The 12947-nt window shown below is 69.0% G+C and carries 8 protein-coding genes; 7 read left to right on the top strand and 1 reads right to left on the bottom strand.

What is annotated here, in order from left to right; translation table 11 throughout:
• The first annotated feature begins 86 nt into the window (after positions 1-86).
• From ACOYR3_RS16105 to ACOYR3_RS16090, 4 genes are all read left to right on the top strand, one after another.
• Positions 87-974 carry an alpha/beta hydrolase gene (locus ACOYR3_RS16105; protein WP_422843335.1) on the top strand — a complete coding sequence of 296 codons (888 nt, stop codon included), beginning with the start codon at positions 87-89 and terminating at the stop codon, positions 972-974.
• 473 nt (positions 975-1447) lie between these two features.
• Positions 1448-2704, top strand: coding sequence for an efflux RND transporter periplasmic adaptor subunit (locus tag ACOYR3_RS16100; RefSeq protein WP_422843334.1), 1257 nt, complete (start codon positions 1448-1450; stop codon positions 2702-2704).
• 28 nt (positions 2705-2732) lie between these two features.
• Entirely contained in the window at positions 2733-5966 is a 3234-nt protein-coding gene (locus tag ACOYR3_RS16095; RefSeq protein ID WP_422843333.1) for an efflux RND transporter permease subunit, read from the top strand.
• Positions 5967-6066: 100 nt separating this feature from the next.
• Entirely contained in the window at positions 6067-7569 is a 1503-nt protein-coding gene (locus ACOYR3_RS16090; RefSeq protein ID WP_422843332.1) for an efflux transporter outer membrane subunit, read from the top strand.
• Between the two features lie 1012 nt (positions 7570-8581).
• On the opposite strand, the gene ACOYR3_RS16085 is transcribed toward ACOYR3_RS16090, so the two are convergent.
• Positions 8582-9754 carry a pyridoxal phosphate-dependent aminotransferase gene (locus ACOYR3_RS16085; RefSeq protein ID WP_422843331.1) on the bottom strand — a complete coding sequence of 391 codons (1173 nt, stop codon included), beginning with the start codon at positions 9752-9754 and terminating at the stop codon, positions 8582-8584.
• A gap of 109 nt (positions 9755-9863) precedes the next feature.
• On the opposite strand from ACOYR3_RS16085, the gene ACOYR3_RS16080 reads away from it, so the two are divergent.
• From ACOYR3_RS16080 to ACOYR3_RS16070, 3 genes are all read left to right on the top strand, one after another.
• Complete coding sequence (locus ACOYR3_RS16080) at positions 9864-11300, top strand: NAD-dependent succinate-semialdehyde dehydrogenase (RefSeq protein WP_422843330.1); 1437 nt, start codon at positions 9864-9866, stop codon at positions 11298-11300.
• Between the two features lie 165 nt (positions 11301-11465).
• Positions 11466-12002 carry a MarR family winged helix-turn-helix transcriptional regulator gene (locus tag ACOYR3_RS16075; RefSeq protein WP_422843329.1) on the top strand — a complete coding sequence of 179 codons (537 nt, stop codon included), beginning with the start codon at positions 11466-11468 and terminating at the stop codon, positions 12000-12002.
• A complete protein-coding gene (locus ACOYR3_RS16070) occupies positions 11999-12691 on the top strand; it encodes a GNAT family N-acetyltransferase (RefSeq protein WP_422843328.1) in 693 nt (230 codons plus the stop codon). The genes ACOYR3_RS16075 and ACOYR3_RS16070 overlap by 4 nt, the downstream gene beginning before the upstream one ends.
• Positions 12692-12947 lie beyond the last annotated feature (256 nt).

The raw sequence follows: 12947 nt of genomic DNA, 5'->3' as shown, positions 1-12947 counted from the left end.
AAACAGTGCGGTGGTGTTTCAACGGGTATATCCCGCGGCCGCAAGCCGCTACATTCCATCCATCGTCAACCCACTGGACCCATGCCATGGAGCCCGACCGCCCGACCTCTTCGCCGCCGCCGCTTGCCGACGCTGCCGCCTGCGGCCCCGCGTCAGCACCCGCGACCCTTTGCGCGGATACCTCCATTGCCGTGGATTCCGGCGAAGAGGTGGCGGTGCGCATGTACGGCCGCAAGAAGAAGAAAAAGACCGATCCGGTGGCGCCCGTGGTGGTGCACTTCCATGGCGGCGCCTTCGTGTCGGGCGACCTGGACAACGGCTGCACCGTGGCCACCATGCTCGAAGGGGCTGGCGCGGTGGTGGTCTCGGTGGCGTATCCGCTGACGCCGTTTCCGCAACCCGTCAACACGGGCTACGAGGTGCTCAAGTGGGTGTACCGCCACCGGGCCAAGCTGGCGGGGCAGGGCGCGCAGGTGTACCTGGCGGGCGAGGAGGCCGGCGGCAACCTGGCGGCGGCGGTGGGCCTGATGGCGCGCGACCAGTCGCACCCGCCGCTGGCCGGGCAGATCCTGCTGTCGCCCATGCTGGACCCCTGCGTGGGCACGGCCTCGCTGCGCGAAGCGACGGGGCATGCCACGGGCTGCAAGTGGGCCGAAGGCTGGGCCAATTTCCTGCGTGGGCCGCGCGATGCCGAGCATCCCTATGCCGTGCCCGCGGGTGCGCTCCGCCTGGCAAGCCTGCCCCCGACGCTGATTCTGGTGGGGGACACCGACCCCATGCATGACGAAGCCGTGGCGTACGCCGCGCGGCTCAAGGCCGCGGGGCTGGAGGTCACCTGCCATGTGTTTTCGAAGGTGGCGCAGTGGCCCGATGCCCTGCTGCAGACCGGCGCGCACGAATGCCCTTGCGCGGCCGCGGCCCAGGACCAGTTTCGACGGTTCTTCGAGGCCACCCGATGTCCGGTGCCTTCCTGAGAGAGACCCCGGCCGCAGAAAGTGCTTGACCTCAACTTGAGTTGAGGTTTGATACTGCGGCCTCCCCACCTGCCATCCCTGGTTTCCTGACGCATTTTCTGGCCTGCCGTGCCGGAGGGCGTTGCCTTGCCCGCATCTTTCCAAGCGCGCCGTCCACAAGCCGGCGCGCCGGGGTTACTGACGCCAACAACACGGAGGACATCACCGCATGAGCCCTGCATTTCGCTTTTCTTCTTCGGCCACGGCCCGCCATGGCCTGTGTCGCTGCAGCGCTACCGGCCACCGCGCCGGCGCTTGACTCTTTCACCGTGTCAATGCGGAGACTGCGCCCGCGCCGCTCCCGCTGACCCGGTGGCGCCCCGTGTCCCGGCCGTTGCCGGGTGCGGAACCTGCCCCTCCCGGCCCGCCATGGCGGCGGGCCTCAACCTTCCGGCCCGCCAGGTGGCGGGCCTTAACGATTGACTGCCATGACCATGAACTCTCAACCGCTTTCCCAAAAGAGCCGCCCCCTGGGCCTGGCCACCCTCGCCACCGCCGTGACGGCCGCCGTCGCTGCGCTGGTCCTCGTCTTCCAGTCGCCCACGGCCCAGGCCAATGGCGAGGCCGCCGCGCCGCCCGCCATGCCGGTGTCCGTGGCGGCCGTGGTGCAAAAGGACATTGCGCTGTGGGACGAGTTCTCCGGCCGGCTGGAAGCCGTGCAGCGGGTGGACGTGCGCCCCCGCGTCTCCGGCGCGGTGCAGGCCGTGCATTTCCGCGAAGGCTCGCTCGTCAAGCAGGGCGACCTGCTGGTGACCGTGGACCCGGCCCCCTATGCCGCCGAGGTGGACCGCGCCGAGGCCCAGGTGGTGGCCGCGCAGGCGCGCCTGTCGTACACCCGCAGCGAGCTGGAGCGCGCCACGCGCCTGCTGGAAGACAAGGCCATCGCCCAGCGCGAGCACGACGAGCGCCAGAACGCCCAGCGCGAGGCCGATGCCAACCTGCGCGCCGCCCAGGCCGCGCTGCAGACGGCCAAGCTGAACCTGTCGTACACCCAGGTGCGCGCGCCCATTGCGGGCCGCGTGGGCCGCATCGAAGTCACCGTGGGCAACCTGGTGGGCTCGGGCGCCGGCGCGCCGGTGCTGACCACGCTGGTGTCCGTGAGCCCCATCTACGCCAGCTTTGACACCGACGAGCAGATCGTGGTGAAGGCGTTGCAAGACCTGCAAAGCGGCGCCCGGGGGCACAGCGCCCGCCAGCTCATCGAGCGCATTCCAGTGCAGATGGGCACCGGCACCTCGGGCGGCACGCCCCACGCGGGCCGCCTGCAGCTCATCGACAACCAGGTGGACGCCAAGAGCGGCACCGTGCGTGTGCGCGCCGTGTTCGACAACGAGGACGGCGCCCTCATTCCCGGCCAGTTTGCGCGCATCCGCATGGGCCAGGCGCGTGAGAGCCAGGCGCTGCTCATCAACGAGCGCGCCGTGGGCACCGACCAGAACAAGAAGTTCGTGATGGTGGTGGGCGAGGGCAACAAGGCCGAGTACCGCGAGGTCACGCTGGGCGCGCCCATCGACGGGCTGCGCGTGGTCACCTCGGGGCTGAAGGCAGGCGAGAACATCGTCGTCAACGGCCTGCAGCGCGTGCGCCCCGGTGCCGTGGTGGCGCCCCAGCCGGTGCCCATGGCCGCCAAGGCCGAGTTGGACAGCGACCCCAAGCAAGCCAAGAACGCAGCCAAGTCGCCCGCCGCGTGAGCGGCAGCGACAGCAGGAATTTGCATCCATGAACTTATCCCGCTTTTTCATCGACCGCCCCATCTTTGCGGGGGTGCTGTCGGTGCTCATCTTTCTGGCCGGGCTGATCGCGCTGCGCGGCCTGCCCATCTCCGAGTACCCTGAGGTGGCGCCGCCCTCGGTGGTGGTGCGCGCCCAGTACCCGGGCGCCAATCCCAAGGTGATTGCCGAGACCGTGGCCACGCCGCTGGAGGAATCCATCAACGGCGTGGAAGGCATGCTCTACATGGGCAGCCAGGCCACCACCGACGGCGTGATGACGCTCACGGTGACGTTTGCGCTGGGCACCGACCCCGACAAGGCCCAGCAGCTGGTGCAGAACCGCGTCTCGCAGGCCGAGCCGCGCCTGCCCGAGGAAGTGCGCCGCCTGGGCGTGACCACCGTGAAGAGCGCGCCGGACCTGACCATGGTGGTCCACCTGGTCTCGCCCAACAACCGCTACGACATCGACTACCTGCGCAACTACGCGGTGCTCAACGTGAAGGACCGCCTGGCGCGCATCCAGGGCGTGGGCCAGGTGCAGGTCTTTGGCGGTGGCGACTATTCCATGCGCGTCTGGCTGGACCCGCAGAAGGTCGCGCAGCGCGGCCTCTCGGCCAGCGACGTGGTGGCCGCCATCCGCGGCCAGAACGTGCAGGCCGCGGCCGGCGTGGTGGGCGCGTCGCCCGGCCTGCCCGGCGTGGACCTGCAACTGTCCATCAACGCGCAGGGCCGCCTCACGACCGAGGAAGAGTTTGGCGACATCATCGTCAAGACCGGCACCGATGGCGCCGTGACCCGCCTGCGCGACATCGCACGCCTGGAGCTGGGCGCGGCCGACTATTCGCTGCGCTCGCTGCTCAACAACGACCCGGCCGTGGGCATGGGCGTGTTCCAGGCGCCGGGCTCCAACGCGCTGGACATCTCGGCCAACGTGCGCAAGACCATGGACGAGCTGCAGAAGAACATGCCCGAGGGCGTGGAGTTCCGCATCGCCTACGACCCCACGCAGTTCGTGCGGGCCTCCATCAAGTCCGTGATCCAGACGCTGCTGGAAGCCATCGTGCTGGTGGTGATCGTGGTGATCCTGTTCCTGCAGACCTGGCGCGCGTCCATCATCCCGCTGCTGGCCGTGCCCGTGTCGGTGGTGGGCACGTTCGCCGTGCTGCACCTGCTGGGCTTCTCGATCAACGCATTGAGCCTGTTCGGCCTGGTGCTGGCCATCGGCATCGTGGTGGACGACGCCATCGTGGTGGTGGAGAACGTGGAGCGCAACATTGAGGCGGGCCTGACGCCGCGCGAGGCCACCTACCGCGCCATGCGCGAGGTGAGCGGCCCCATCATCGCCATTGCGCTGGTGCTCACGGCCGTGTTCGTGCCGCTGGCCTTCATCAGCGGGCTCACGGGCCAGTTCTACCGCCAGTTCGCGGTGACGATTGCGATCTCCACGGTGATCTCGGCCATCAACTCGCTGACCTTGTCGCCGGCGCTGTCCGCGCTCTTGCTGCGCGGCCACGATGAGCCCAAGGATGCGCTCACGCGCGGCATGGACAAGGTGCTGGGCGGGTTCTTCCGCCGCTTCAACCGTGTGTTCCACCGCGGCTCTCAGGCATACAGCGGCGGCGTGCAGCGGGTCATCGGCCGCAAGGCGCTGATGCTGGCCATCTATGGCGCGCTGGTGTTCGCCACCTGGGGCCTGTTCAAGATTGTGCCCGGCGGCTTCGTGCCCGCGCAGGACAAGCAGTACCTGGTGGGCTTTGCGCAGCTGCCCGACGGCGCCACGCTGGACCGCACCGAGGACGTGATCCGCCGGATGGGCGACATCGTCAAGCAGAACCCGAACGTGGAAGACGCCATCGCCTTCCCGGGCCTGTCGATCAACGGCTTCACCAACAGCTCCAACTCCGGCATCGTGTTCGTGTCGCTCAAGCCCTTTGCTGAGCGCACCCGCGCCGACCAGAGCGGCGGGGCCGTGGCCGGCCAGTTGAACCAGGCGTTCGGCAGCATCCAGGACGCCTTCATCGCCATGTTCCCGCCGCCCCCCGTGGCAGGCCTGGGCACGACCGGCGGCTTCAAGCTGCAGATCGAGGACCGCGCGTCGCTGGGCTACGAGGCCATGGATGCGGCCGTGAAGGCCTTCATGGGCAAGGCCTACCAGACGCCCGAGCTGGCCGGCCTGTTCACGAGCTGGCAGGTCAACGTGCCGCAGCTGTACGCCAACATCGACCGCACCAAGGCGCGCCAGCTGGGTGTGCCGGTGACGGACATCTTCGAGACGCTGCAGATCTACCTGGGCAGCCTGTACGTGAACGACTTCAACCAGTTCGGCCGCACCTACAGCGTGCGCGCGCAGGCCGATGCCTCGTACCGTGCGCGGGCCGAGGACGTGGCGCTGCTCAAGGTGCGCTCCACCACCGGCGAGATGGTGCCGCTGTCGGCGCTGATGAAGATCGAGCCCAGCTTTGGCCCGGAGCGCGCCATGCGCTACAACGGCTTCCTGTCGGCCGACGTGAGCGGCGGGCCCGCGCCCGGCTTCTCGTCGGGCCAGGCGCAGGCCGCCGTGGAGCGCATCGCCGCCGAGACGCTGCCGCCCGGCATCACGTTCGAATGGACCGAGCTGACGTACCAGGAAATTCTGGCCGGCAACTCCGCCGTGCTGGTGTTCCCGCTGGCCATCCTGCTGGTGTTCCTGGTGCTGGCCGCGCAGTACGAAAGCCTGACGCTGCCCATCGCCATCATCCTGATCGTGCCCATGGGCCTGCTGGCGGCGATGACGGGCGTGTGGCTCAGCAAGGGCGACAACAACGTGTTCACGCAGATCGGGCTCATCGTGCTGGTGGGGCTGTCGGCCAAGAACGCCATCCTGATCGTGGAGTTTGCGCGCGAGCTGGAGTTTGCCGGCCGCACCCCCGTGCAGGCCGCCATCGAGGCCAGCCGCCTGCGGCTGCGCCCCATCCTGATGACCTCGCTGGCCTTCGTGATGGGCGTGCTGCCCCTGGTGCTGTCCACCGGCGCGGGCGCCGAGATGCGCAGCGCCATGGGCGTGGCGGTGTTCGCCGGGATGATCGGGGTGACGGCCTTCGGCCTGTTCCTCACGCCCGTGTTCTACGTGCTGCTGCGCAAGCTGGCGGGCAACCGCCCGCTGGTGGAGCATGGTGCGCACGTGGCGCCCATCTCGCACACGCCTGGCAGTGGCGGCACCGCACACCCCGTGCTGGCCGCGCCGCGCAAGGAGCACGAGTGATGCTTCTGACCCCGGTGACAACAAACATCTTTGTGGCCCTCGCCAAGCACTCCGCGCTGCCGAATGCAGCGGGTGCATCGAGCGGGGCAGGAGGACAACCATGACCGATTTGCTTTTGACGACGAAGAACTCTGCCGACGGCGCCACTCTGGGCGTGCGCAAGCGAAGCCTGCTGGCGCCCCTGGCCGCCGCCCTGGTGCTGGCCGGTTGCATGACCCAGCCTGTGGCCCCTGCGCCGTATGTGGGTGTGCCCGTGCCCGCCCGCTTCACGGCAGGGGGCGACGCGCTGCCCACCGCCCCCTGGACGGTCGCAGCCCCCGCCGAAGCGCAGCCGCGCGGCGAATGGTGGCTGGGCTTTCAAGACCCCGTGCTGGCGGATCTGATCCAGCGCGCGGGCCAGGCCAACACCAGCATCCAGCAGGCGGCCGCACGCCTGGCAGAAGCACGCACGCTGCTGCGATCGGCCGACGCCGCGCGCTCGGTGCAGGTGGGCGCCTCGGCGGGCGTCACGCGCCAGGCGGGGGCTGCCACCACGGGCAGCGCAGCCCCGGCCACGCTGGGCACGGCGGGGCTCAACGCCTCGTACGAACTGGACCTGTTTGGCCGCCTTGCGCAAACCAGCGACGCAGCCCGGCTGGACGCCGATGCGCGCGAAGCCCTGTTGCAAAGCACGCGCCTGATGGTGCAGGCCGATGTGGCGCAGACCTATTTGCAGCTGCGTGCCGTGCAGGCCGAGCAGGTGCTGGTGCAAGAGAGCCTGGCCGCGTACCAGGACACCCTGCGCCTCACCCAGCGCCGCCTGCAGGCCGGCGACGTGGCCGAGCTGGACGTGGCCCGCGTGCAGACCGAAGTGGCCGCCACCGAGTCCGATGCCCTGGCCTTGCAGCGCCAGCAGGCCCTGCTCACCAACGCCCTCGCCGTGCTGGCGGGCGAGGTGGCCAGTGGCTTTGTGCTGCCGCCCGCGACGGGCGATGCCGCGCTGCCCGTGATCCCGCCCGGCGTGCCCGGCACCGTGCTGGCGCGCCGCCCCGACGTGTCGGCCGCGCAGGCCGCCGTGCTCGCGGCCCAGGCCCGCGTGGGCGTGGCGCAGAAGGCGTGGTTCCCGGCCGTCACGCTCACGGGCAACGCGGGGCATGCATCGCCGGAGCTGGGTGACCTGTTCAAGTGGTCGGCCCGCGCGTGGGGCGTGAGCGCGCTGCTGTCGCTGCCGCTCTTTGACGGCGGCCAGCGCACCGCGCAGATCGAGGGGGCCCAGGCCCGTCTGGAGGCTGCGCTGGCGGACCACCGGGGGCAGGTGCTCAATGCGTTTCGTGACGTGGAGGACCAGCTGACCTCGCTGCGTCTGCTGTCCGGTCAGGCCGAGGCGCAGGGGCGGGCGGTGACGGCGGCGCGGCGGGCCACGCAGCTGTCGGATGCGCGGTACCGCAATGGGCTGGTGAGCCAGCTGGAGTTGCTGGATGCGCGGCGCAGCGAGTTGCGCAATCGGCGGCAGGAGCTGCAGGTGCGGACGGCGCAGTATGTGGCGACGGTGGGGTTGATTCGGGCGCTTGGTGGTGGGTGGGGGGATCAGCCGGCGGAGAGTGTGGCGCAGGTGATGCCGTAGTTTTTTAAGTGTTTTTTGGCTCCAGGGCTTGCCTATCAAGCGCTGGCAGCTATTGTTTTTATAGTTTTTTTCCCTCCTGCCCGTTGGGTCTGAGTTTGTCGAAGCTTTGACAGGTACGTTCGCTCGCTGTTCTGTGCGGCATGCTTGTGCTGAGGGCGGGAGCCGGGATGCGCGCCCGGCGGCGCGGTAACTTTCTCTTGTTTCGCCAAGAGAAAGTCACCAAAGAGAAGGCGACCCCCAGTCTGCGACCCTTTCGCTTCGCTACAGGGCAAACCTGCGGCGGGGCGGTTGCGGGGTGCGCCGCAGAACTCACTGCGCTGCGTTGCAGCTCCGTTCGGACAACTGCGGCGAGTCAGTTCACGAAGCACGGGCGCTCCGACGCCCGTGCCACCCCGCAACCGCCCCGCCGCAGGCGCAGCCAGCAGGGGTGGGACAGCCGGACATCCAAACAGCCATTCGGGCCATTGCTGCGCTCGGCCTGGCTTTCGCAGCGCGAGGCGCTTGCGCCCGCGACGGCGGGGCCGAGCGCAGCGCAGCGAAGCAATGGCCCGTGTGGATGTCCGCTCCCCGGGTTCCCTTCAGGATGCGCCGAGGAGCGCAGGGCAGGGGGCGCGTGCGTGTGCCGCAGGACACACGCACTTCGTGCTCTGACTCACCGCAGTTGTCCGAACGGAGCTGCGAAGCAGCGCAGTGAGTTCTGCGGTGGCGCCCCCTGACCGAGCACCGCAGGTTGCCCGTAGCGAAGCGAAGGGACGCAGCCTGTAGGGTCGCCTTTCTTTTGGGTACTTTTCTTTGGCGAAGCAAAGAACAAGTACCTCGGCCGCCGGGCCGAGACCCGGCCTCCGCACCCCAAACAAGCATGCCGCACAGAACAGCGAGCGAAAGTACCAGTCAATGCTTCGACAGCCTCAACCCGAACGAAAAGGCGGCCATAACACTACAAAAACAATAGCTGCCAGCGCTTTCCCACCAAGCGCTAGAGCCAAAAAAAACCTAAAAACGACCTTTCCCATCACCCCTTCAGCCACCCCCTCAATCTCCGAACCCCTTCCTCCAGCCTCCCCACATCCTGGCTTGCAAAGCACCACCGCAGCCACCCCGACGCCTCGCCCCCAAACGCACTGCCCGGCGCCAGCCCCAATCCCGCCTCGCGCACCAGGCGCTTGGCCAGCGCCAGGCAATCGTCGTAACCGTCGATGCGGAAGAACGCATACATGCCCCCGAGCGGCGTGGCCACCGACACGCCCGGCACATCGGCCAGCAGCGGCACCAGCGTGTCCCGGCAGGTCTTCAGGTGCGCCACCAGCGCTGGCGTCACTTCATGGGTGCGCTGCAGCGCCACCGTGGCCCCGCGCTGCACGAACACCGGCGCGCAGGAGGTGTTGAACTCGATCAGCTTGCCCACGGCGTGCGTGAGCGCAGGCGGCAGCACCAGCCAGCCCAGGCGCCAGCCGGTCATCAAAAAGCTCTTGGAGAAGCTGTGCGTCACGATCAGCCGGTCTTCGGGTGTGGCCACGTCCAGAAAGCTGGGCGCGGCGCCGTTGGCCGTGTCGCCCGCGTAGTACAGGCGCTCGTACACCTCGTCTGCCAGGATCCACGTGCCCGTGCGGCGGCAGTGCGCCAGGATGGCGGCTTGCTCGTCCCGCGTCAGCGTCCAGCCGGTGGGGTTGTTGGGGGCGTTGACGACCAAGAGGCGCGTCGTGGGCGTGACGGCGGCCAGCAGCGCGTCCATGTCCAGCCGCCAGGCGCCGTGCGCATCGGCCACCAGCGGCACGGTGCGCACCTGGGCGCCCAGGATGCGCGGCTGGGCCACCAGGTTGGGCCACACGGGCGTGACCAGCACCACCTCGTCGCCTGCATCCAGCAGCGCCTGCATGGCGACCATCAGGCCGTTCACTCCGCCGGACGTCACGGCGATGCGGTCAAACCACGCATCGGTGTGCTGCTGCGGGTGCAAGCCGTGCATGTAGCCCGCGATGGCGTGCCGCAGCTCCGGCAGGCCGAGGTTGTGGGCATAGAAGGTTTCACCGTGCTGCAGCGACGCGATGGCCGCCTCGCGGATGAAATCGGGGGTTACCTCGTCGCTCTCGCCAAACCAGAACTTCAGCACATCGCTGCGCCCCAGGCCCTCGTTGGCGACCTCGCGGATGCGCGACTCTTCGAGGCTTTGAACTACTGCTCGCATGCAATCTCCTTCAACAACACGGTCATCATCGCAGGCGTATAGTGATTTTTCGATTTTTTCCAACCCTTTGGCTCATCTATCTGACCGCCGCACGGAACCCAGCACACCCATGACCTACCCCAACACCCAGCTCTTCATCGCAGGCCAATGGCAAGACGCCGTCGAGGGCAAGACCCTTGCCGTGTTCAACCCCTCCACCGGCAAAGAAATCGGCCGCGTGGCCCATGCCACCAAGGCGGACCTGGACCGCGCCCTGGAGGCCGCGCAAAAGGGGTTTGAGGCCTGGCGCGACATGCCCGCCGCCGAGCGCGCCAAGACCATGCGCCGCGCCGCGGCCCTGATGCGCGAGCGCGCCGAGGCCATCGCCGCCATCATGGTGCAGGAGCAGGGCAAGCCGCTGGCCGAAGCCAAGGTCGAGACCCTGGCCTCGGCCGACATCATCGAATGGTTTGCCGACGAATCGCTGCGCGTGTACGGCCGCATCGTGCCGTCGCGCAACCTCAAGGCCACGCAGATGGTGCTGAAGGACCCCGTGGGCCCCGTGGCCGCGTTCACGCCGTGGAACTTCCCCATCAACCAGGTCGTGCGCAAGCTGGCCGCTGCGCTGGGCGCGGGCTGCTCCATCCTGGTCAAGGCGCCAGAGGAAACCCCCGCCAGCCCGGCCGAGCTGATCCGTGCGTTTGCCGACGCCGGCGTGCCTGCAGGCACGGTGGGCCTGGTGTACGGCGACCCGGCCGAGATCTCCAGCTACCTCATCCCGCACCCCATCATCCGCAAGGTCACCTTCACGGGTTCCACGCCCGTGGGCAAGCAGCTGGCCGCGCTGGCCGGCAAGCACATGAAGCGGGTGACGATGGAGCTGGGCGGCCACGCGCCGGTCATCGTGGCCGAGGACGCCGACCTGGAGCTGGCCATCAAGATCAGCAGCGGCGCCAAGTTCCGCAACGCGGGGCAGGTGTGCATCTCGCCCACGCGCTACCTGGTGCACGAGAGCATCCGCGCCGACTTCGTGGCCGCCTTCGCCAAGTACGCGCAGGGCCTCAAGGTGGGCGACGGCCTCACGGCCGGCACGCAGATGGGTCCGCTGGCCAACCCGCGCCGCGTCACCGCCATGGCCGACCTGATGGCCGACGCCGTGCAGCAGGGGGCCACGCTGGTGACGGGTGGCGAGCGCATTGGCAGCGAGGGCAATTTCTTCCAGCCCACGGTGCTCAACGACGTGCCGCTGTCGGCCCGCATCGTGAACGAAGAGCCCTTCGGCCCGGTGGCGGCCGTGCGCGGCTTCCAAAAGATCGAGGACGCCATCGCCGAAGCCAACCGCCTGCCGTTCGGCCTGGCGGGCTACGCCTTCACTTCCTCGCTGAAGAACGCGCACCTGCTGGCGCAGCGGCTGGAAGTGGGCATGCTGTGGATCAACCAGGCTGCCGCGCCTGCGGCCGAGCTGCCGTTTGGCGGGCTCAAGGACTCGGGCTACGGTTCCGAAGGCGGGCCCGAGGCCATCGAGGCGCACTTGAACACGCGCCTGGTCTCGATCATGAACGTCTGACCCGCGCCGGCGCATCCCGTCCCTGGCGCCGCCGCCGGGGCGGGTGCTTGCCAAGCCCTGCGGCGCTTGCCGCAGGCAGCTTCCCGAGGATTCCTCACAACCCCTGTAAGTGCTTGACGGGGTCCGTCAAATGCATATCATGATATATATCGTGAGGTGATTTGAATGGTGGATGACGTTGTCAAAGAGCTGGGGTTCCTCACGCTGGGAACCCGTTTCAAGCGCATCGGCGAAGCCCTGCAGGCGCAAACCCAGGCTGTGCTGCACCAGCACGGCATGGACCTGCCCGCGGCGCACTTCCCATTGCTGGCGGCGCTGGACTGGCACGGCCCCCTGGGCGTGGGGGAGCTGAGCGACGCGGTGGGCGTGAGCCAGCCGGTGGTCACGCGCTCGCTGCGGGGGCTGGAGGAGCGTGGGCTGGTGCGGTCGGAATCCGTGGAGGGCGACCGGCGTGTGCGGCGGCTGGCGCTCAGCCCCGCAGGGCAGGCGCTGGTGCGCCGGGCCAAGCGCGAGGTGTGGCCGCTGCTCGATGCCTCGGTCGCGCAGGTGTGCGCCGGGCTGCAGGGGCCGTTGCTGGACCAGCTGGCTGCGGTGGAGCAGGGGCTGGAGCGCACGTCGCTGCTGCAGCGTTCGGCCCGGGCCCTGGCCAGCCCGCCCGCCGCTGCAGGCCGTTCGGGCCGTTCAGAAGGGAAGAAACCATGAACCAGGATGCAATCAACAACCCGTTCGACCGGCCTGTCTGGGCTGCGCTGGCTAGCGCTCCCCACCTGGCGGAGGGCGGGCCGCTCGCCCGCCGCTACCGGCGCGACGTGAACCTCTTTGCCTCCGCGCGCGACGACGGGGATGGCGCCAGCCTCGCAGCGCTGGGCGCCTTGGTGCAGCCGGGGGAGTCGGTGTTCGTGCTGCAGGTGCCGCCCATCGCGCTGCCGCCAGGACTGCAGGCCCTTCGGCGCGCGCAGGGCGTACAGATGCTGGCCGCGCGCCCCGTTGCGCCGGAAGCGGGCGCGGACGCGGTGCTGGAGCTGGGCGATGCCGATGCGGCAGAGATGCTGGCCCTGGCGCAGTTGACGGAGCCGGGGCCCTTTTTGCCGCGCACGCATGCCATGGGGCGCTTTCTGGGCATCCGGATCGGCGGCCGGCTGGCAGCCATGGCCGGGGAGCGCATGCGCTTCGGCGGGGGCACGGAAGTCAGCGGAGTCTGCGTCCACCCGGACTTCCGGGGCCGCGGGCTGGCGCGGCGCCTGTCTTCGCACGTGGCCCACGCTGCCCAGCAGCGCGGCGACCAGCCGTTCCTGCACGCCTGGGTGACCAACCGGGCTGCCATTGCGCTGTACGAGAGCCTGGGTTTCGTGGTGCGCACCGAGGTGCAGGTGGCGGTGCTGGGGCGGTAGCGGCCGGGCTGCGCCAGCGGTCCGGGCGCTCGCGCAGGGCTTCCTAAGGACCCTCTGCACGAATCATCGCGCCGCGTGCATCTGCAGTCTCGGGTGGTCTGCCGCGTTGCAAAGCCTCGCAATAGCTGCGGCTATTGCTGCGTTTTGCGCCTTGCAGCCCCTCCCGATCCGCAGCACACGCTTTCCGCTCGATTCGTGTAGAGGGTCCCTAAGCGCGGATTAATCTGCGCTGGCTACCCTGCGGGAAAGACCAATC

This window comes from Acidovorax sp. M2(2025) (assembly GCF_049330835.1).
Classification (GTDB): domain Bacteria; phylum Pseudomonadota; class Gammaproteobacteria; order Burkholderiales; family Burkholderiaceae_C; genus Acidovorax.
The sequence above is the reverse complement of the archived record's forward strand: the minus strand, read 5'-3'. Positions and strand labels throughout refer to the sequence as shown.

What these genes read in the sequence shown, in the direction of transcription:
- ACOYR3_RS16070 (WP_422843328.1), top strand. Translation starts at nt 11,999, where the DNA reads ATGAACCAGGATGCAATCAACAACCCGTTCGACCGGCCTGTCTGGGCT.
- ACOYR3_RS16085 (WP_422843331.1), bottom strand. Translation starts at nt 9,754, where the DNA reads ATGCGAGCAGTAGTTCAAAGCCTCGAAGAGTCGCGCATCCGCGAGGTC.
- ACOYR3_RS16090 (WP_422843332.1), top strand. Translation starts at nt 6,067, where the DNA reads ATGACCGATTTGCTTTTGACGACGAAGAACTCTGCCGACGGCGCCACT.
- ACOYR3_RS16100 (WP_422843334.1), top strand. Translation starts at nt 1,448, where the DNA reads ATGAACTCTCAACCGCTTTCCCAAAAGAGCCGCCCCCTGGGCCTGGCC.
- ACOYR3_RS16075 (WP_422843329.1), top strand. Translation starts at nt 11,466, where the DNA reads ATGGTGGATGACGTTGTCAAAGAGCTGGGGTTCCTCACGCTGGGAACC.
- ACOYR3_RS16095 (WP_422843333.1), top strand. Translation starts at nt 2,733, where the DNA reads ATGAACTTATCCCGCTTTTTCATCGACCGCCCCATCTTTGCGGGGGTG.
- ACOYR3_RS16080 (WP_422843330.1), top strand. Translation starts at nt 9,864, where the DNA reads ATGACCTACCCCAACACCCAGCTCTTCATCGCAGGCCAATGGCAAGAC.
- ACOYR3_RS16105 (WP_422843335.1), top strand. Translation starts at nt 87, where the DNA reads ATGGAGCCCGACCGCCCGACCTCTTCGCCGCCGCCGCTTGCCGACGCT.